The organism is Streptomyces nojiriensis, from assembly GCF_017639205.1.
GTDB classification, from domain to species: domain Bacteria; phylum Actinomycetota; class Actinomycetes; order Streptomycetales; family Streptomycetaceae; genus Streptomyces; species Streptomyces nojiriensis.
This window is the reverse complement of sequence record NZ_CP071139.1, coordinates 3,744,698-3,764,369: the sequence shown is the minus strand read 5'-3', so window position 1 is coordinate 3,764,369 and position 19,672 is coordinate 3,744,698. Positions and strand designations below refer to the sequence as shown.

17 protein-coding genes are annotated in these 19,672 nt (G+C 72.1%); 10 read left to right on the top strand and 7 right to left on the bottom strand.

Annotation, left to right across the window (positions count from 1 at the left end):
* Positions 1-35: 35 nt before the first annotated feature.
* From JYK04_RS17540 to JYK04_RS17530, 3 genes are all read left to right on the top strand, one after another.
* Positions 36-236 (top strand): hypothetical protein, encoded by a 201-nt coding sequence (locus tag JYK04_RS17540; RefSeq protein ID WP_189747278.1) that lies wholly within the window; start codon positions 36-38, stop codon positions 234-236.
* The gene (locus tag JYK04_RS17535) at positions 233-646 is read left to right on the top strand and encodes a type II toxin-antitoxin system death-on-curing family toxin (protein WP_189747276.1); all 414 of its coding nucleotides are present in this window, start codon (positions 233-235) and stop codon (positions 644-646) included. Before JYK04_RS17540 ends, JYK04_RS17535 begins: the two co-directional genes overlap by 4 nt.
* A 136-nt stretch (positions 647-782) precedes the next feature.
* On the top strand, positions 783-2,567 hold the full coding sequence (locus JYK04_RS17530) for a DEAD/DEAH box helicase (protein ID WP_189747274.1): 1,785 nt from the start codon (positions 783-785) through the stop codon (positions 2,565-2,567).
* A 58-nt stretch (positions 2,568-2,625) separates the two neighbouring features.
* On the opposite strand, the gene JYK04_RS17525 is transcribed toward JYK04_RS17530, so the two are convergent.
* A complete protein-coding gene (locus JYK04_RS17525) occupies positions 2,626-4,038 on the bottom strand; it encodes a hypothetical protein (RefSeq protein ID WP_189747272.1) in 1,413 nt (470 codons plus the stop codon).
* A 374-nt stretch (positions 4,039-4,412) separates the two neighbouring features.
* Here JYK04_RS17525 and JYK04_RS17520 point away from each other — a divergent pair, with 374 nt between their 5' ends.
* Positions 4,413-5,054 (top strand): IclR family transcriptional regulator, encoded by a 642-nt coding sequence (locus tag JYK04_RS17520; protein ID WP_189747270.1) that lies wholly within the window; start codon positions 4,413-4,415, stop codon positions 5,052-5,054.
* 105 nt (positions 5,055-5,159) lie between these two features.
* Positions 5,160-5,957: a S16 family serine protease gene (locus JYK04_RS17515; protein ID WP_189747268.1), complete on the top strand. Its 798-nt coding sequence runs from the start codon at positions 5,160-5,162 to the stop codon at positions 5,955-5,957.
* Here the strand turns inward: JYK04_RS17515 and JYK04_RS17510 are convergent.
* The 3 genes from JYK04_RS17510 to JYK04_RS17500 all read right to left on the bottom strand — a co-directional run bounded on the left by JYK04_RS17510 (position 5,887) and on the right by JYK04_RS17500 (position 8,902).
* A complete protein-coding gene (locus tag JYK04_RS17510; RefSeq protein WP_373297535.1) occupies positions 5,887-7,218 on the bottom strand; it encodes an MFS transporter in 1,332 nt (443 codons plus the stop codon). The two genes, JYK04_RS17515 and JYK04_RS17510, sit on opposite strands and share 71 nt — an antisense overlap.
* Before the next feature lie 547 nt (positions 7,219-7,765).
* The gene (locus tag JYK04_RS17505; protein ID WP_189737420.1) at positions 7,766-8,350 is read right to left on the bottom strand and encodes an ArsR/SmtB family transcription factor; all 585 of its coding nucleotides are present in this window, start codon (positions 8,348-8,350) and stop codon (positions 7,766-7,768) included.
* A 72-nt stretch (positions 8,351-8,422) separates the two neighbouring features.
* A complete protein-coding gene (locus tag JYK04_RS17500; RefSeq protein WP_189737417.1) occupies positions 8,423-8,902 on the bottom strand; it encodes an Lrp/AsnC family transcriptional regulator in 480 nt (159 codons plus the stop codon).
* Positions 8,903-9,043: 141 nt separating this feature from the next.
* On the opposite strand from JYK04_RS17500, the gene hppD reads away from it, so the two are divergent.
* Complete coding sequence (hppD, locus tag JYK04_RS17495) at positions 9,044-10,198, top strand: 4-hydroxyphenylpyruvate dioxygenase (RefSeq protein ID WP_189737413.1); 1,155 nt, start codon at positions 9,044-9,046, stop codon at positions 10,196-10,198.
* Between the two features lie 111 nt (positions 10,199-10,309).
* Here the strand turns inward: hppD and JYK04_RS17490 are convergent, their stop codons facing one another.
* Positions 10,310-11,797 carry a tetratricopeptide repeat protein gene (locus JYK04_RS17490; protein ID WP_229875279.1) on the bottom strand — a complete coding sequence of 496 codons (1,488 nt, stop codon included), beginning with the start codon at positions 11,795-11,797 and terminating at the stop codon, positions 10,310-10,312.
* 96 nt (positions 11,798-11,893) lie between these two features.
* On the opposite strand from JYK04_RS17490, the gene JYK04_RS17485 reads away from it, so the two are divergent.
* Positions 11,894-13,276, top strand: coding sequence for an FAD-binding oxidoreductase (locus tag JYK04_RS17485; protein ID WP_189737410.1), 1,383 nt, complete (start codon positions 11,894-11,896; stop codon positions 13,274-13,276).
* Between the two features lie 74 nt (positions 13,277-13,350).
* Here the strand turns inward: JYK04_RS17485 and JYK04_RS17480 are convergent, their stop codons facing one another.
* Positions 13,351-13,830 (bottom strand): SsgA family sporulation/cell division regulator, encoded by a 480-nt coding sequence (locus JYK04_RS17480; protein ID WP_189737407.1) that lies wholly within the window; start codon positions 13,828-13,830, stop codon positions 13,351-13,353.
* A 257-nt stretch (positions 13,831-14,087) separates the two neighbouring features.
* Here JYK04_RS17480 and JYK04_RS17475 point away from each other — a divergent pair, with 257 nt between their 5' ends.
* Complete coding sequence (locus JYK04_RS17475; protein ID WP_189737404.1) at positions 14,088-15,545, top strand: RDD family protein; 1,458 nt, start codon at positions 14,088-14,090, stop codon at positions 15,543-15,545.
* 110 nt (positions 15,546-15,655) lie between these two features.
* Positions 15,656-16,387, top strand: a complete 732-nt coding sequence (locus JYK04_RS17470; RefSeq protein ID WP_189737401.1) for an RDD family protein — start codon at positions 15,656-15,658, stop codon at positions 16,385-16,387.
* Between the two features lie 71 nt (positions 16,388-16,458).
* On the opposite strand, the gene JYK04_RS17465 is transcribed toward JYK04_RS17470, so the two are convergent.
* Positions 16,459-16,764: a hypothetical protein gene (locus JYK04_RS17465; RefSeq protein WP_189737583.1), complete on the bottom strand. Its 306-nt coding sequence runs from the start codon at positions 16,762-16,764 to the stop codon at positions 16,459-16,461.
* Positions 16,765-17,236: 472 nt separating this feature from the next.
* On the opposite strand from JYK04_RS17465, the gene JYK04_RS17460 reads away from it, so the two are divergent.
* A complete protein-coding gene (locus JYK04_RS17460; RefSeq protein ID WP_189737578.1) occupies positions 17,237-19,591 on the top strand; it encodes an immune inhibitor A domain-containing protein in 2,355 nt (784 codons plus the stop codon).
* The last annotated feature ends 81 nt before the right edge of the window (positions 19,592-19,672 follow it).

The following is a 19,672-nucleotide window of genomic DNA, read 5'->3' as shown; positions in this document are numbered from 1 at the left end:
GCGCCACGACCGGCCGCCGCACTACCGTTCCGGCCATGAACGAGCTGATCATCAGACTCTCCGACGCCGAGCGCGCGGAGTGCGCCGACCTCGCCGACGCGACGGGCCGCTCGCCCGAGGAGCTCGCGCTGGACGCCGTACGGGCGCTGCTTCGGGCCGAGCGCGACCGCGTCGGGGCCGAGGCGCTGCGCCTCGCGCAGCGGCACGCGCCCCTGCTGAAGCGGCTCGGCGCATGAGCGCCCCCACGGCCCCGGTGCGCCACCTCACGCTCGCCGAGGTCCTCGACCTGGCCCGGCACGCCTGCCTGGCCCAGGACCAGCCCGTCGAACTGCGCGGCCCCGGGCTGCTGGAGTCGGCGGTGCACCGGCCCCGCGCCCGCATGTTCGGGACCCCCGCCTACGAGGACCCGTACGAGCAGGCCGCCGCGCTGCTCCACGGCATCGCGACCAACCACCCCCTGGTCGACGGGAACAAGCGCACCGCCTGGCTCGCCGCGGCGACCTTCCTCGCCGTGAACGGGGCCGACCCGGGCGGCGTGGACCAGGAGGCCGCGTACGCGCTGGTCATCGATGTGGCCGCCGGGCACGAGAGCGACGTCGTGCGGATCGCCGCGCGGCTGCGGGCGCTGCTCGCCCCGCCGGTGTGACGCTCGCCGCACCCGCCGAGGTCACGGGCCTGTCCCTCCGCGAGGGGCGGGCCCGGGCCGGTAGGGTGGCCCGGTTGTCCTACGTACGACTGCCTGCCACCCGTACCAGATACGCCGAGAGCACGAACCGGAGACCGTGACTACTACCGCCTCCCACCATCTCTCACCCGCCTTCCCCGGCCGTGCCCCCTGGGGTACCGCCAACAAGCTGCGCGCCTGGCAGCAGAGGGCGCTCGACCGCTACATCCAGAACCAGCCGCGGGACTTCCTCGCGGTCGCCACGCCCGGCGCCGGCAAGACCACCTTCGCGCTCACCCTCGCCTCCTGGCTGCTGCACCACCACGTCGTGCAGCAGGTGACCGTCGTCGCGCCGACCGAGCACCTGAAGAAGCAGTGGGCGGAGGCCGCGGCCCGGATAGGCATCCGGCTCGACCCCGAGTACTCCGCCGGACCGCTCAGCAAGGACTACCACGGTGTCGCCGTCACCTACGCCGGTGTCGGCGTGCGGCCGATGCTGCACCGCAACCGCTGTGAGCAGCGCAAGACCCTCGTCATCCTCGACGAGATCCACCACGCCGGTGACTCGAAGTCCTGGGGCGAGGCCTGCCTGGAGGCCTTCGACCCGGCGACCCGGCGCCTGGCCCTGACCGGAACGCCCTTCCGGTCCGACACGAACCCGATCCCCTTCGTCACGTACGAGGAGGGCAACGACGGGATCCGGCGGTCCTCCGCCGACTACACCTACGGCTACGGGAACGCGCTCGGCGACGGCGTCGTCCGGCCGGTCATCTTCCTCTCCTACAGCGGCAACATGCGCTGGCGGACCAAGGCCGGCGACGAGATCGCGGCCCGGCTCGGCGAGCCGATGACCAAGGACGCCATCTCCCAGGCCTGGCGCACGGCGCTGGACCCGCGCGGCGACTGGATGCCGAACGTGCTGCGCGCCGCCGACCAGCGGCTGACGGAGGTCCGCAAGGGCATCCCGGACGCCGGTGGCCTCGTCATCGCCTCCGACCAGGACTCGGCGCGCGCCTACGCCAAGCTGCTCCGGGAGATCACCGGCAGCAAGGCGACCGTGGTGCTCTCCGACGACACCGGCGCGTCGAAGCGGATCGACGAGTTCAGCGAGGACGGCAGCCGCTGGATGGTCGCGGTCCGCATGGTGTCCGAGGGCGTCGACGTACCGCGCCTCGCGGTGGGCGTCTACGCCACCACCATCTCGACGCCGCTGTTCTTCGCGCAGGCCGTGGGCCGCTTCGTGCGTTCGCGCAGGCGCGGCGAGACCGCGTCCGTGTTCCTGCCGACCATTCCCTACCTCCTCGGCTTCGCCAACGAGATGGAGGTCGAGCGCGACCACGTCCTCGACAAGCCCAAGAAGCAGGGCGAGGAGGATCCGTACGCCGAGTCCGAGAAGGAGATGGACGAGGCGAACAAGCAGGAGGACGAGGACACCGGCGAGGACGAGCAGATGTCCTTCGAGGCGCTGGAGTCCGACGCGGTCTTCGACCGGGTCCTCTACGACGGCGCCGAATTCGGCATGCAGGCGCACCCGGGCAGCGAGGAGGAGCAGGACTACCTCGGCATCCCCGGGCTGCTGGAGCCGGACCAGGTGCAGATGCTGCTGCAGAAGCGGCAGTCGCGGCAGATCGCGCACAGCCGCCGCAAGCCGGACTCCGAGGCGGACCTGCTGGAGCTGCCGGCCGACCGGCGGCCCGTGGTCTCGCACAAGGAGCTGCTGGAGCTGCGCAAGTCGCTGAACACGATGGTGGGCGCCTACGTCCACCAGAGCGGGAAGCCGCACGGGGTGATCCACACGGAGCTGCGCCGGGTGTGCGGCGGGCCGCCGAGCGCGGAGGCGACCGCGGGGCAGCTGCGCGAGCGGATCAAGAAGGTGCAGGAGTGGGCCACCCGTATGCGGTGAGTTCCCACGGAGTGGGGGACGGGGTCCGTGCGGAGGTTCGCACGGACCCCGTCCGCCGTTACGCGGTCGGGCGGCGTCGGCGGCCGGTGCCGGCGACCAGGGCCGCGCCCATGGCGAGCGCCACGCCGGCGCCGCCGAGGGCCCAGCTGGTGGCGGCGTCGGAGCCGGTCTCGGCCAGCCGGCCACCGGTGGTGGGCGCCGTGTCGTTTCCGGTGCCGTTCGCGGTGCCCGTGCCGTTTCCGGTGCCGTTTCCGTCGACGATCGGCTTGGCGCCGCCGCCGTCCGGCGTGGGCTGGTTGCCGGTGCTCGTCGCCGGGTTGATCGAGGTGTGGGCGAAGGCCACGTCGGAGGTGATGTGGTCCACGCCGTGGTCGTCCGCGAGCACGACGGCGAAGATCTTGCCGACCGGGGCGTCCTTGCTGAACTTGGCCCGCAGCTGGATGTCGAACTTCGCGTCCTCGCCGACGGCGCGGTCGAAGATCGTGCCGGCGAGCTGACCGGACGGATCCTTCACGGCGGGGACCCAGCGGGCGCCGTTCCAGATCTCCAGGTCGAGGTGCTCGCCCCGGAGGCTGTTGACGGCGTTGTCGAAGACGAGCGTGAAGCCGTACTCGTCGATCTTCTTCTTGCCGGAGTTGTCGACGTTCAGGAAGAACGGCTGCCAACCGCCGCCGGCCGTGAAGCCGCCCGCCGACAGGCCCCGCACCGAGACCTTCGGGCCGTTGCTCTCTTCCTGCCCGGGGCCGGTGACCCTGGACTCGTACCGGACGCGGTCCCCGGTGCCGCCCTCGGAGGTCGTGGACAGGGAGAAGCGGGAGGGCGGGGTGTCCTTGCCGAACTTCATCCGAAGCTTGAGGTCGAAGACCTCGTTCTTTTCGACATCGACGTCGGCCAGGCTGAAGGAGTACACCTCCTCGGAGCCGTCCGCCTCGACCGCGTGCCAGCCCCAGGTGCCCTTGGAGTCGGGCGCGTAGATCTCGGTCCGGATGTCGCCCGCCTCCCAGCCGAAGGTGTCGAGCGTCCACAGGACCAGTTCGAGCGAGTGGTCGTCGACCGCGGCGCGGCCCGAGTTGTCCACGTGCAGGGAGAACTCGCTCCAGCCGGCGCCGGCCGTGAACCTGGTGGGGAGCCCGTCCAGGGTCAGCTTCGGACCCGCGGCGGCGGCCCGCTCCTCGGCCTTCTGCCCGGTCTTGGCAGCCTCGGCCGGCTGCTGCTGCTTCGGCTGCTGCTGCGGCTGGGTCTCCGGGGTCTCCGGGGCCTCCGGCTGCTGGGCGGACCCGGGCTGCTGCGCCTCGGGCGCCGGCGACCCGGTGCTCTCGCCGGGCGTCGGCGCCGCGTCGTCCTTCGGGGCCGCGTCCGGGGTCGAGACCGCCGGGTTGGCGACCTCGTCGGCCATCGCGGGAGTGGCCATCAGGACCGTCGGACCCACTACCGCGGCGGCGGCCGCGACGGCAATGCGCTTGAGCTTCATAGGTGGTGATTCCCCCCTGGTGGACTCCAGGTGCGCGTCGGCGCATCCCCCCTGGAGCCGGTCACAGTCGTTTTGAACATGCTCAGAGTAATGGGGTGGTAAAGGCGTCCTGTGGCAATCGAGGTCACGAATTGACACCGAGGTCGATCAGGAAACGGCATAAACAGGTAGCACGCGCCCGGATTCTGGACGAGCCCTTCCGCTGAGCGGACCTGCTCGCTACTGTCCCCGCATCAAACGCACCGTGGCAGCGCCGCCGCGGGAGCGCAGCCGGTGCTATGGCCGCTACCGGCGGCCTCTCCGTGCGTCGCCGCGGGACCGGCGACGTGCCACCCCGAGAGTCACCGCCGCCCACCGAAAGAGGGAGAGGCGTCGTGACCGCGGAAACCTCCCAGACTCTCGACAGAGGGCTCAGAGTCCTCAAACTGCTCGCCGACACCGACCACGGTCTGACCGTCACCGAGCTCTCCAACCGCCTCGGTGTGAACCGCACCGTGGTCTACCGGCTCCTCGCCACCCTCGAACAGCACGCCCTGGTCCGCCGTGACCTCGGCGGCCGGGCCCGGGTCGGGCTCGGAGTGCTGCGGCTGGGCCGACAGGTCCACCCGCTCGTACGCGAGGCCGCCCTGCCCGCGCTGCGGTCCCTCGCCGAGGACATAGGTGCCACCGCGCACCTGACCCTCGTCGACGGCACCGAGGCGCTCGCCGTCGCCGTCGTGGAGCCGACCTGGACGGACTACCACGTGGCCTACCGGGCCGGCTTCCGCCACCCGCTGGACCGCGGGGCCGCCGGGCGGGCCATCCTGGCAGCCCGTCAGGGCTCCCTGATCGAGCCGGGGTACACGCTGACCCACGGAGAGCTGGAAGCGGGCGCCAGCGGCGCCGCCGCGCCGCTCGTGGGCATCACCGGGCTGGAAGGCAGCGTCGGCGTCGTCATGCTGTCGGACGCGGTGCCGGAGCGGGTCGGGCCGCGGGTGGTCGACGCGGCGCGCGAGGTGGCCGACGCCCTTCGCTAGGCCGCGGGCTCGGCGGATCGACGCCGGGTGCGGCGCCGCGGCCGGATGTGCCCGGCGGGGCCGGGGTGGCCCGGTGGGGTGGGAGGGGCCGGATAGATTGGGCGGGTGCTCTCACGCCTCACACGTCTGCCGCGTCCCGCCGCCCTGGCCGTCTGCGCCGTGCCCGTACTCGGGCTGTTCGCCGCCGCCGCCTTCGCGCCGCTGCCCTTCGTGGTCGCCATTCCCGGGCTCACGGCCGACGTTCTGGGCTCCGACCAGGGCAAGCCGGTCATCACCGTGACCGGTGCCCCGGTCCGGGACACCAAGGGCGAGCTGCGGATGACCACCATCCGGGCCACCGGCCCGTCCTCGACCATGAAGCTGCACGAGCTCATCGGCCACTGGTTCAAGACTGATCAGGCGGTCATGCCCAGGGACGCCGTCTACTCCTCGGGCGGAAGCGACGAGGAGATCGAGAAGCACAACCTGGAGGAGATGACCAAGTCGCAGTCGGCCGCCACCGACGCGGCCCTCGGCTTCCTCCACAAGGACCCCAAGGACGTCAAGGTCGAGCTCAACCTCGCCGACGTCGGCGGCCCGAGCGCCGGGCTCCTGTTCTCCCTCGGCATCGTCGACAAGCTCGACGGCGACGGCAGCGGAGGCGATCTCACCGGCGGTCGCAGCGTCGCCGGTACGGGCACCATCACCGCCGACGGCGAGGTCGGCGCGGTCGGCGGGGTGGCCCTGAAGACCCAGGCCGCCCGGCGCGACGGGGCGAGCGTCTTCCTCGTACCGAAGGCCGAGTGCGCGGACGCCCTGTCGGAACTCCCCGAGGGGCTGCGACTGGTCCCCGTCACCTCGCTGACGGATGCCGTGAACTCGCTGCGCGCGCTGAACCGGGGAGAGCCGGCTCCGTCCTGCTGACGGCCGGCGCCCGGTCCAGTCCGCGCCAGGCCGGGAAGACCATCGGGGCGAGCGTCGTCAGCAGGTACGTGCCGCCGAACAGCAAAAGCGCGGTGGTGACCCCGAACCCGTCGACCAGCAGGCCCGCGGCGAGTCCGCCCAGCGGCATGGTCAGCTCGCAGCCCGCCGTGGCGACGCCCGAGACACGGCTGCGCAGCGCCTCCGGCACCTGCTCGTACATGACCGTGGTCAGGATCGGGTTGAGCATGCCCGCGCCCAGGCCGGCCAGGGCCATCGTCACGGCGAGCGGCAGGGTCGTGTCGGTGAGGGCGGCCACCACGTACCGGGTCGCCCCGGAGAGCAGGAAGGCCGCCGTGAACACCGCGCGGCGCGGGAAGCGCTCGCCCCACATGCCGTAGACCAGGGCGCCCAGCAGGGCGAAGCCGCCGAAGAGGGAGATCGTCAGGCCGATCGCGGTGGCGCCGCTGAGGGCCTCCTGGCCGTGCACCGGCAGCAGGACCGAGGACCAGCCCTGGTCCAGCCCGTTGGTCATCATGACCATCACCGTGACGCCCAGCAGCAGCCGGGTGCGGGTCATGAAGGCCCAGCCCTCGGCGAGTTCGTCGCGGTAGGCCGTGAGCGACACCTTCCCGGCGGCGCGTTGCGGTTCGGCGGCCGGTACCCCGCGCAGGAACGCGGCGACCAGCAGCGCCGACGCCCCGAAGGTCGCCGCGTCCAGCAGCAGTACGGTCTCGGCGCCGAACGCCGCGATGAGCAGTCCGGCCACCGCGGCCCCGATCATCCGGGCGCCGCGCGAGACCGCGTCGTAGAGGCCGGCGGCCCGGGTGATGGTGGTGCCGGCGTGCTCGGCGAGATGGGGCAGCAGCACGGCGCGGGCGGTCAGGCCGGGGGTGTGCACGAGGCCGCCGACGGCCATCAGCGCGCACAGCATCCAGAACTCCAGGACGCCCGTGTGGTGCAGCAGCGGGATCGCGCCGACCGACAGGCCGCTGACCAGGTCGGAGGCGACGGAGACCCGGCGGCGGCCGATCCGGTCGATGACCGGTCCGCCGACCAGGGCGGCCACGATGACGGGCAGGGTGGCGCAGAAGGCGACGACCCCGGCCCGGCCGGCGCTGCCCGTGGTGTGCAGCACGAAGAACGGGACACCGATGAGGGTGAGTGAACTCCCGGCTATGGAGATGGTGTTGGCGGTCAGTACCCCGACCAGGGGGCGCCGGTCCGCGCGGCGGGTCGGTTCGTCGGGCGGTAAGGCGTGCACGGTGGACTCCTCGGATGATGTGTGCGGTGCGCGGGCCGTTTGCCGGGCGCGGGTCGTCTGCCGGGCGCTGCCCGGACCCGCGCCTCAAACGCCGGCGGGGCTGGGTGTGGCGGGCTTGTCGGCACGGGTCGGTCCGTGGGGCCGCGCCGGGGTGTCTCCTCGGCTCGGCGCGTGCTGTGTGTCTCGGTTGTGCCCGGTGGTCGCGCCTCGTCCTGCGGGGACACCCCGCCCCGTCCCCACTCCCCTTCCGCCGTCGAAGCCCTGCCGTGGGGCGGGGACACGCAGGAGGGTCCCCGCAGGACGAGGCGCGACCACGGCCGCCTGGCCGGGACGAGCCCGAACGCGCCGAGCCGAGGAGACCCTCGTGCGGGGCACCGCCCCACCCTTTGAAGCCCCGCCGGCGTTTGAGGCGCGGCCCCGGTGGGGGCAGCCCGCGCCGTGAACCGCCAAGCCCCCCGCAGGGGACCGGCCCCGTCGGCGATTGAGGCGACCCACCTCGGCAGAGGGATCCGTGCCGCCGAGCCGCCCGCCGAGCACCCCGCCGGGGTCACGCTTCGCGCGGGAAGGCGTGTGTGTGGAAGCGGACCGCCTTCGTCTCCTGCGAGGCCGGCAGGTCGCGGTAGCTGTTGATCAGGTCGTGCATCTTGTGGATCAGCTCGTGGCTCTGCGCTGGGGTCAGGTGCAGGGTGAAGTCGCTCATGTCCGCGCCGCGCCGCCACTCCGTGGGCCAGTTGTGGGCGCTGCCCAGCCAGGTGCTCAGCTCCTGCGTGTGGATCGTCGCGATCTCGTGCAGGAAGAGGTCCGCCGCACCGCGCACGGCCGGGTCCTCGTCGAGCGTCAGCGTCTCGTCGAACGCCGTGCCGTCGTGCACGGCCCGCCACCAGCGTTCGCGGCCCTTGCCGTGCTCGGGCGCGTCCTCGACGAAGCCGTGGGCCGCTAGCTGGCGCAGGTGGTAGCTGGTGGCGCCGCTCGACTCCCCGAGCCGGTCCGCCAGCCGGGAGGCGGTCGCGGGGCCGTCGTGGCGCAGCGCGCCCAGCAGGCGGATGCGCAGGGGGTGGGCGAGGCCGCGCAGTGAACGGGCGTCGAGCGTACGGACGTTGGGCTCCGTGGGTTCCAACGGCTTCTCGGGCATGGCTCGACGATAGGCTTGCAAAGAGTTCTTTGCAACGCCTTCTTGGGATCCCGTTTCCCCGGCGCACGGGCGTCAGGCCCGGGTGTCGTCCTCCGCCGCCTGCTCCACCAGCGGGATGATCCGCAGCGGTACGGGGTTCTCCATCACGATCGCCGTCGAGGCCCGCACGATCCCCTCGAAGCCGACGACGCGGTCGATCACGCGCTGGAGGTCGGCGTTGGACCGGGCCACCAGCCGGCACAGCATGTCCCCGTGCCCGGTGGTGGTGTGCAGCTCCAGCACCTCCGGCACCCCGTCCAGGTGCGCCCGTACGTCGGCCCCCTGCCCCTGCTTGATCTCCAGCGTCGCGAACGCGGTCACCGGATACCCGAGGGCCGTCGGGTCGACCTGCGGGCCGAATCCGCGGATGACCCCGTTCGACTGGAGCCGGTCCAGCCGCGCCTGCACGGTCCCGCGGGCCACGCCGAGCCGCCGCGAGGCCTCCAGGACCCCGATCCGCGGCTCGCGGGCGAGCAGGACGATGAGCCGGCCGTCGAGTTCGTCGATGCCCATGGACGCCTCCGGGTGCCCACGCGTGCTCGTGGGTGGTCATAGTGCACAGATGTTTCAACCAGCCTGCGGTCAGGCTGGGCAGTTTGTACAGTCAAACTGGAAACTATTGCGCAGCTTGTGGATCGGCGGGACTCTGCCGTCATGACTGAGTCCCTGGCGAACCTCGAAACCACCCCGCACACCGCGCGTGAGGCCGACCCCTTCCCCGTGAAGGGCATGGACGCGGTCGTCTTCGCCGTCGGCAACGCCAAGCAGGCCGCGCACTACTACTCGACCGCCTTCGGCATGAAGCTCGTGGCCTACTCCGGACCGGAGACCGGCTCCCGCGAGACGGCCAGCTACGTCCTGACCAACGGCTCCGCGCGCTTCGTGCTGACCTCGGTCATCAAGGCGACGACCGACCACGGCCGCTTCCTCGCCGAGCACGTCACCGAGCACGGCGACGGCGTGATCGACCTCGCCATCGAGGTCCCGGACGTCCGCGCGGCGTACGCGTACGCCGTCGAGCAGGGCGCCCGCGGGCTGGACGAGCCGTACGAGGTCAAGGACGAGAACGGCACGGTCGTGCTGGCCGCGATCGCCACATACGGCCAGACCCGCCACACGCTGGTCGAGCGCGGCGACTACACCGGCCCGTACCTGCCGGGCTACGTGGCCGTCGACCCGATGGTCGAGCCCCCGGCCAAGCGCACCTTCCAGGCCATCGACCACTGCGTCGGCAACGTCGAGCTCGGCCGGATGAACGAGTGGGTCGCGTTCTACAACAAGGTCATGGGCTTCACGAACATGAAGGAGTTCGTGGGCGACGACATCGCGACCGAGTACTCGGCGCTGATGTCCAAGGTGGTCGCGGACGGCACCAAGAAGGTCAAGTTCCCGATCAACGAGCCGGCGATCGCGAAGAAGAAGTCGCAGATCGACGAGTACCTGGAGTTCTACAACGGCCCCGGTGTCCAGCACATCGCGCTGGCCTCGAACGACATCGTCTCGACGGTCCGCTCGATGCGCGCGGCGGGCGTCCAGTTCCTGTCCGTCCCGGACACGTACTACGACACCCTCGGCGAGTGGGTCGGCGACACCCGCGTGCCGATCGACGAGCTGCGCGAGCTGAAGATCCTGGCCGACCGCGACGAGGACGGCTACCTGCTGCAGATCTTCACCAAGCCGGTGCAGGACCGCCCGACGGTCTTCTTCGAGATCATCGAGCGCCACGGCTCGATGGGCTTCGGGAAGGGCAACTTCAAGGCCCTGTTCGAGGCGATCGAGCGCGAGCAGGACAAGCGCGGCAACCTCTAGCCTCCGGCAAGATCCGAAAGAGACGGCCTAGGCCCGCAGACACGGCCCGAGGGGGGCCTGGCGCCGCACCCGTTCCCGGGTGCGGCGCCGTCGTGTTTCCCGGGCCGGGGTTCAGCGCCCCGCCGGCTTCGGGGTCGGCGTCGGCTTCGCCGCCTTCGGGAGTTCCGGTTCCACCCACGGAGCGGTCGGCCGGATGTTCTCCGGGCCCCCCGGCGGCGGCTGCGCGATCGACGCCAGGGCCTGCTTCGCCACCGGCCCGCGCAGCGGCGAGAAGTGCGGGTTCGTCCGCATGGCCTCCTGGAAGTGGCGGCGGGCCGCCTCCTCGTCACCGAGGCCGCGTTCGATCATCGCCCGGTGGAAGGCGAAGTCGGCGCTGCGCAGTCCCGGTTCCGTGGCCTTCTTCGCGTACTCCAGCGCCGCCGCGTCCTCGCCGGTCTGGTGCAGCGCCCACCCCAGCGCGTCCGCGACCTGCACGCTCTTGTGCCGCGACCACTCCTCCGACAGGCTCCGCACCGCCGCCGCCGGATCGCCGTGGTCCGCCTCGTACAGGCCGAGGAGCACGACGTCGTCGACCCCGTTCCTGCTGTCGCGGGCCACCATCGTGGTCAGCGCCTCGTACTGGGCGCGCGCCTCCGGCCCCCGCCCCAGCGCGTCCAGCAGTTCGCCGAGCTCCCGCGCCAGCTGCGGCACCGCCGACCGGCCCAGCGCCAGCCGGTAGTCCCGTACCGCCTCCCCGCCGCGCCCCAGGGCGGCCAGCGCGCGGGCCCGGCCGCCGAGGGCCTCCGCCTGCGCCGGATCCGTCCGCAGCGCGCCCTCGTACTGCCGCAGCGCCTCGGCCGCGTCACCCCGCTCCCAGGACAGCTCCCCGAGACGGAACAGCGCGTACGCCTTCTCCGCCGGGGCCTTCGCCGCACCCGCCGCGTGCTCCATCGCCACCACCGCGTCCTCGCGCCAGCCGCGGTCCCGGTAGACCTGCGAGGCCCTGACGTACGCGGCCAGGCCCGGCCGCATGTCCAGCAGCAGCTCCATCGCCTTCTGCGCGGCCTTGTAGTCCCCGAGCCCGGTGTACGCGTCCACCAGCACCGGGTACGCCGTCCACCGCTTGGGCGCCTGCGCCCGTACGAGCTCACCCCACTTGCGGGCCGTCCCGAAGTCCCGCCGGGCATTGGCCAGCGCGCCCATGCCGGTCATCGCGTCGAAGTTGCCCTTCTCGGCCGGCCGGACCTCCAGCGAGCGCTTCAGGGCCTGCTCCGCCTTCGGGAACCAGCCGGAATCGGCCGTCCGCCGCGCCTGTTCGAGGTACGCGGAGCCGAGCACGGCCCACGAGGCGTCATCCTCCGGATGCGCCGCGAGCCACTTCTCCCGGTCCGCCACCAGCGCCGTCAGGTCCACCGCGGCCGCGGGCGCGCCCATGCCCACCGCCGACGCGGCCCGCTCGCCCGGCTCCGGCGGACGGGCGTCGTCGGCCGTCCTGGCAGGGCGGATCAGCAGGGCCCCGGCGATCAGGACCACGGCGACCGCGGCCGCCACGAGCGTCTTGCGGCCGGTGAAGGTCACGGGCGGCGCCGGCGTCTGCGATTCCTCGTCGATACGGTCCATGGGGTCACTGTGCGTCAATATGAAGAGCTCGCCGAGGTGTCCGAAGGGGGTCGCGGTCGTGTTCACACCGATGGCCCCGGCTGCCACGCTGGACCCATGGATGACGACCTCTTCGCACGTCTGCGGGCCCGCCTGCTCGAAGGGCTCCCCGCCGAGGCCCTGCTCACCGACCCCCAGGTGACCACCTCCTACGCCACCGACATGGCCAGTTTCTGCGCCGCCGGCACCCCGGCCGCCGTCGTCCTGCCCCGGACCGTGGAACAGGTCCAGCACGTCCTGCGCACCGCCACGGCCCTACGGATCCCCGTGGTCCCGCAGGGCGCCCGGACGGGCCTGTCGGGCGGCGCCAACGCCTCCGACGGCTGCATCGTGCTCTCGCTCGTCAAGATGGACCGGATCCTGGAGATCAGCGCCGTCGACCGCATCGCCGTGGTCGAGCCGGGCGTGGTCAACGCCGTGCTCTCACGGGCGGTCGCCGAACAGGGCCTGTACTACCCGCCCGACCCCTCCAGCTGGGAGCAGTGCACCATCGGCGGCAACATCGGCACCGCCTCGGGCGGCCTGTGCTGCGTCAAGTACGGGGTCACCGCCGAGTACGTGCTCGGCCTCGACGTCGTCCTGGCCGACGGGCGGCTGCTGCGCACGGGCCGGCGTACCGCCAAGGGCGTGGCGGGCTACGACCTCACCCGGCTCTTCGTGGGCTCCGAGGGCAGCCTGGGCGTGGTCGTCCAGGCCGTCCTCGCCCTGCGGCCGGCGCCGCCCCGGCAGCTGGCGCTGGCCGCCGAGTTCCCCTCCGTCGCGGCCGCCTGCGAGGCCGTCTGCGCCGTCATGGAGGCGGGCCTGACCCCCTCGCTGCTGGAGCTGATGGACCGGACGACCGTACGGGCCGTCAACGCCCTCGGGAAGATGGGGCTGCCCGAGGCCACGGAGGCCCTGCTGCTGGCCGCCTTCGACACCCCGCACGCCCCCGAGGACCTCGCGGCCGTGGGGGAGCTGTGCACGGCCGCCGGGGCCACCGCCGTCGTCCCCGCCGAGGATCAGGCGGAGTCCGAACTGCTGCTCCAGGCCCGCCGGATGTCCTTCCCCGCGCTGGAGGCGCTGCGGCCGGCGACGATGATCGACGACGTCTGCGTACCGCGCTCGCGGCTCGGCGAGATGCTGGACGGTACGGCCGCCATCGCCCGCGCCCAGGACCTGCTCATCGGGGTCTGCGCGCACGCCGGGGACGGCAACACCCACCCGATCGTCTGCTTCGACCCCGCGGACGAGGACGAGACGCGGCGGGCTCGCGAGTCCTTCGGCGAGATCATGGCGCTCGGCCTCTCCCTGGGCGGGACCATCACCGGCGAGCACGGGGTCGGTGTGCTGAAGAAGGAGTGGCTGGCCCGCGAACTCGGCCCGGTGGGGCTGGAGATGCAGCGGGCCGTCAAGCAGGCCTTCGACCCGCTCGGGCTGCTCAATCCCGGCAAGCTCTTCTGACGCCGTCCGCCGGGCGCGGCCGGGGCGGGTGCGGGCGGGGCGGCCGGGGCCGGCGGGCGTGCGGTCGCCCGGCATCACAGGTCCCCGTCCGCCGACTCGTCCGACGGCCACGGGTCGCGCAGCCACAGGTCGTCGGCCGGGGTCGGGGTGAGCAGTTCGGCCAGCGCGTCGTCCAGGGCGAGGCGCTCGGTCTCGGTGCCGGGCGGAACGACGCGCAGCGTGCGCTCCAGCCAGGCAGACACGGAGCCCGCCGGGGCCTCCAGGAGGGCGTCGCCGTCGGGGGAGGTGAGCGCCATGCAGAGCACGGCCTTGTCGTCGACCTTCGTGGGCCAGATCCGGACGTCGCCGTGGCCGCAGGGGCGGAACACCCCCTCGACGAGCAGCTCGCGGGCGAACGTCCAGTTGACGGGCGTGTTCGAGCCGGTGTGGAAGGTGATGTGGACGGCGTACGGGTCGTGCGTGAGGTAGATGAGCCGCGCGGGGACGGCGATGCTGCGCTCGGGGGACAGGACCAGTTTCAGTTCCAGCTCGCGCTCGATGACGGGGTGGTGCATGACGGCCTCACTTCGGTTCGGTGCGCGGGGCCGGACGGGGCCCCACACCCGGAGAGAGCGGCAGTGTGCCCGGGTATGACGCGACTTCGGGCAGCGAACCGGAGATTGGCCGATTTCTTTCGACTGACCGAAAACCGTCGTGCAGGGTGACGTTCGCTCGTTTGCTTGGATTCTCCCGTTACCGGACCTGTCGGGGGGCGGTTCTTGGCTATGGTCCTCCCTTGCACAAGCCTCAAGCCACGATCGGAGTTGGGGACATGACGGCCTCCCCTGGTGACGGCGAGAACGCGGCCCGCGAGGGCTACTACCCGGATCCGTCCATCCCGGGGTACATCCGCTACTGGAACGGAGCGGCCTGGGTTCCCGGTACGAGCCGCCCTGCCCCGCAGCCGGCACCCGCCGCCCAGTCCGCACCGGTCGCCGCGCCCGCCCCCGTCGCCGCCCCCGCTCCACCCGCCGCCCGCGGCGGGCAGCTCCCGCGGGTGGACGAGACGGGGCCGGTGTTCCTCGACGAGACCTCCATGACCGAGGCGCTGCCGGAGCCCGCCCCCGCCTCCGCCCCCGCCCCCGTGCATGCACTCGCCCCCGAGCCCGTGGTGTGGCAGGCCGATCCCGTGCACCAGGCCGGCTTCGGCGGGCCCCGCGACCACCGGGTGTCGTGGGGCAGCACGCCGGATCCGGAACCCGCCGCGCAGCCCGAACCGGAACCCGAACCGGAACCGGAACCGTCCCCGCGGTCGGCGGGCATCTCCCTGGCCCGTACGGCGCCCGCGAGACCGCCCGAGCAGGCCTCCTCTGGGATCCTGTCGGTCCCCTCCCCGGCCGCCGCGGCTGCGGCCCCGGCCACCGTTCCGGCTCCGGCGTGGCCCGACGCCCCCGGGGCGGGCGGGTCCGGCGGGTCCGGGCTCACCTCCTCCTGGCCCGAGGCGGTCGCCGACGCGCCCGCGCCGACTCCCGCGCCCGCCCCCGCTCCCGTACCCGCACCCTCCCGGCCGCGCCCCGCGGCCCCTGCCGCCGACCGGCCCGAGGTGTGGGCGCCGCGCCCCGCCGGAGTGCGCCCGAGGATCACGCCGCGGCCCGAGGCGCCCGCCCCGGCGGAGCCCCAGCCCCAGCAGCAGTCGCAGGCCGAGCCGCAGCCGCAGAGCCGGGAGCCGCGCGGGCCCGAGGCGGACCGCCCGGGCGGCTCCGGCTCCCGCCCCGCGGCGGCCCGTACGCCCCGGGAGGTGTTCGAGCGGATGGCCGAGCGGGCCGTGCGCCCCGCCGGACTGCCGCGCCGGGCCGTGGCCCGTGCGCTGGACTCCCTCGTGCACGCCGCCGTCGCGGTGGCCGTGGCCCGGCCCCTCCTTCCCGAGGCCGCCGCCCATGTCGAGGCCAAGGTGGACGCCGCCCGGGCGAGCGGGCGCACCACCACCGTCTGGCTCCTCGACGGAACCATCGCCGGCCTCCTGGGCCTGGTCCTCGGCGCCGTCCTCCTCTTCGGGATCCTCTACGAGGTGCTGCCCACCGCCCGTTGGGGTCGCACCCCGGGCAAGAAGCTGCTGGGCGTCCGGGTCCTGGCCACCGCCACCCTGCGCCCGCCCACCTTCGGCGCGGCCCTGCTCCGCTGGCTGGTGTACGCACTCCTCGGCCTCCCGGGCAGCCTCTGGTGCCTAGTGGACCGCCCGCGCCGCCAGGCCTGGCACGACAAGGCGGCCAGGACGTACGTGGCCCGCTGAGCCCGCCCGTGCGGCCCGGGTGGCCCCCGGGACCGGGCCCGGCCCCGACCCGGCCCCCGAATGGACGCGGTCCCGTTGCGAGGGTGTCGGAGCCGGGTTCGACTCGGGCCATGAGTACCGACCAGCCGCCGGGCCAGCCGCCCGAGGACGACCCGTTCCTCAAGAAGCCCCAGGAACCGACGCCTCCGTCGGGCGGTTCGCCGTACGACTCGCCGCCCCCCGGCAGCGGTGGTCCGCCGCCCCCGCCCGGCGGCCCGGGCGGCGGCGGGGGATACCCGCCCCCGCCGCCCCCGTACGGAGGCGGCGGCGGGGACCCGTACGGCGGGAGCGGCGGCTACGGCATGCCCGACCCGCTCGCCGGGATGCCCCCGCTCGCCGACTTCGGCAAGCGGCTCCTCGCGCGCATCATCGACGTCGTGATCATCGCCATCCCGCTGGCCCTCATCCAGCTGGCCTTCGGCACGAGCCGCTACCGGTTCAACGCCGACCAGGGCGAGGACTTCAGCGAGGTCGTCGGCAAGTCCTACAGCGGCAGCGGCCTGATCATGACCCTGATCTCGATCGTCGCGTACGTCGGCTACGACTGGTGGTTCACCAAGAAGAACGGCCGGACGGTCGGCAAGAAGGCGATGAGCCTGCGCGTCGCGATGCTCAACGACGGGAGCGTGCCGAACTCCAAAACCTCCCTGACGCGCGCCGCCGTGCTCTGGCTGCCGACCCTGATCTGCTGCGCCTGCCTGTGGCCGATCGCGCTGGTCGTCTCGATCCTGGTCGACAAGCCGTACAAGCAGGGCCTGCACGACAAGGTCGCCAAGACCGTGGTGGTCCAGGCCACGAGCTAGACATCACGCATCGCGACGCGGGCGGCCGTCCCTCCGGGGGCGGCCGCCCGCGCCGCGTCGGGCGTCAACCGTCAGTGGTGTACGGGGTGTTCGGCCGTCGCCGGCCGGGACTCGGGCGCCCGGGCGGCCCCTGTGGCGCCCTCCCGGGCCTCGGAGGCCCCGGCGGCCGCGGAGGACCCCGTACGCGCCGCGTGGCGGCCGCGGCGCCGCGGGATGGGTACGGTGAGCGCGACGAGCAGACCCAGGGCGAGCGCGGCAGCGGAGATGACCGCGACACCGAGCCCGGTGCTCGTCTGCGAGAGCAGCAGCATGGCGATCGTCGACACGACGACCGTGGCGGACCCGTACGCGAGCTGTGCGGCAGTCGGACGCGGCATGGCGTTATCCGTCCTCGGTGAGGGGAGGGGGAGTCGGCTCAACCAGTTCGCGCGTCAAGTGACTCTATGACGGGAGATGCCCGAGTCGGACCGCCGGTAAGCGTGACCTAACACACGGTGCCGGAGCACAGGGGGCGCACGGGATCATTTTCCGGGCGGCGGCAGGGGCAGAAAGGGGGACGGGACGGACCACTCGTGGGGTCGGGAAGGGCCCTTCGCCCCGTATGGCTGCGGAACGTCCGGATAGCGGAACTCCCTGACCGCATAGTGCAGTTGTAAGGGTCAAGTCAAGGTCTGTCTTTTCTTGCTTCCCTCCGGTCAAATGTCGTCACTTGAGACGCGCGCCGCGCGGAACCCCCCGCTCCTATGGAGAAGTTCCGACCAACGTTGCGGCCGCGGGAGGGGAACACATCAAGTGACCAGCAATTCCGCCAGACGGCGTGCGATACGTGCTGCCGCCGTCACCGTGACCATGGCCGCTTGTGCGACAAGCGCCACCTTCTTCACCGTCACCGCGGCTCAGGCCGAGGGCAAGGCGCCGGCCGCCCCGGCGGCCGACCGGCAGGACCCGACGTCGCCTTCCAAGGTCGTCGAGCACGACCTCAAGGGCCCCTTCAGCGACCAGCAGGCCAAGCAGCGCGCGGCCGCCCTGGACCAGGTCCTGACCGGCAAGAAGGGCGTCGAGCAGCGCGGCGCCTCCAAGGTCGTCAAGCTGGACGACAAGAAGTACGTCGAGCTCGGCCGCGAGAAGACCGACAAGATCTTCACGATCCTCGTCGAGTTCGGCGACCAGGTCGACAACACCACCATGTTCGACCCGGACGGCCCGGGCCCCAAGCCCGAGGTCCCCAAGTACGGCGGTACCCCCGGTCCGCTGCACAACCAGATCGCCCAGCCGGACCGCGCCAAGGACAACAGCACCGCCTGGCGCAAGGACTTCAGCCGTCAGTACTTCCAGGACCTGTACTTCGCCACGGGTCAGGGCAAGGACTCGCTGAAGACCTACTACGAGAAGACCTCCTCGGGTCGTTACTCGGTCGAGGGCGAGGTCGCCGACTGGGTCAAGGTCCCGTACAACGAGGGCCGTTACGGCTCCAACTACTGCGGCCAGACCAACTGCGCCAACGTGTGGGACACCGTCAAGGACGGCGTCACCGCATGGTCGGAGGCCCAGAAGAAGGCCGGCAAGACCGACGCGCAGATCAAGGCGCAGCTGTCCCAGTACGACCAGTGGGACCGCTACGACTTCGACAACGACGGCAACTTCAACGAGCCCGACGGCTACATCGACCACTTCCAGATCGTCCACGCGGGCGAGGACGAGTCGGCCGGTGGCGGCGTTCAGGGCACGTCCGCGCTGTGGGCGCACCGCTGGTACGCCTACGGCACCGCGGCGGGCAAGACCGGCCCGGAGAACAACAAGGCCGGCGGCACCCAGATCGGCAACACCGGCATCTGGGTCGGCGACTACACGATGCAGCCCGAGAACGGCGGCCTCGGTGTCTTCGCGCACGAGTACGGTCACGACCTCGGTCTGCCCGACCTCTACGACACCACCGGTGGCGGCGACAACAGCGTCGGTTTCTGGTCCCTGATGTCGGCCGGTTCCTGGCTCGGCAAGGGCAAGGACTCCATCGGCGACACCCCGGGCGACATGACCGCCTGGGACAAGCTCCAGCTGGGCTGGCTGAACTACGACACGGCCAAGGCCGCGACGAAGTCCACCCACAAGCTGGGCGTGTCGGCGTTCAACACCAAGGACAAGCAGGCGCTGGTCGTCGAGCTGCCGAAGAAGCAGGTCAAGACCGAGGTCGTCAAGCCGGCCGAGGGCTCCACCCAGTGGTGGAGCAACATGGGTGACGACCTCAAGAACACCCTGACCCGCTCGGTCGACCTGACGGGCAAGAAGTCCGCCGCCCTGTCCCTCAAGGGCTGGTGGGACATCGAGGCCGACTACGACTACCTCTACACCGAGGTGTCCACGGACGGCGGCGCCACCTGGACCGCGCTGGCCGGCACCGCCGACGGCACGGCCATCCCGGCCGACGCCTCCGGCAGCCCGTCGCTCACCGGTGTCTCGAGTGCCTGGAAGAACCTGAACTTCCCGCTCGACGCCTACGCGGGCAAGAAGGTCGACCTCCGCTTCCGCTACCAGACGGACGGCGGCGCGGGCGGCAAGGGCTTCACGGCCGACGCCATCTCGCTGACCGCGGACGGCTCCGCGCTGTTCACCGACGGCGCCGAGAACGGCGACAACGGCTGGACCGGCAAGGGCTTCTCGCGCATCGGTGCCGACTTCTCCAAGGAGTACGCGCAGCGCTACATCGCCGAGAACCGCCGCTACGTCTCGTACGACTCCACCCTCAAGGTGGGCCCGTACAACTTCGGCTTCGGCAACACCAAGCCGGACTGGGTCGAGCACTACCCGTACCAGGACGGTCTGCTCATCTGGCAGTGGGACACCAGCCAGAAGGACAACAACACCAGCGTCCACCCGGGCCAGGGCCTGATCCTGCCGATCGACGCCAACGCCAAGCCCATGAAGTGGGCGGACGGCACCCTGCTCCGCAACAAGATCCAGCCGTACGACGCCACCTTCAGCGCGTACTCGACGGATGCGATCACCCTGCACAAGAACGGCGAGGAGCTCTTCCTCAAGCCGAAGCCCGCGAACCTCGTCTTCGACGACCACAAGGGCAAGTACTACTACGACGAGAACCCGACCGGATCGGTGAAGGTCACTGACACCAACACCAAGATCAAGATCCTGAAGGAGACCTACGACGGTGAGGTCATGACCATCGAGGTCGGCCCCTCCTCGAAGTAACTCGGTAAAACTGCAGGTCAAAGCATGATCGGCCGTCGCCCTCTAGCGGGCGGCGGCCGTTCGCGTTTAGATGCCCGGTAC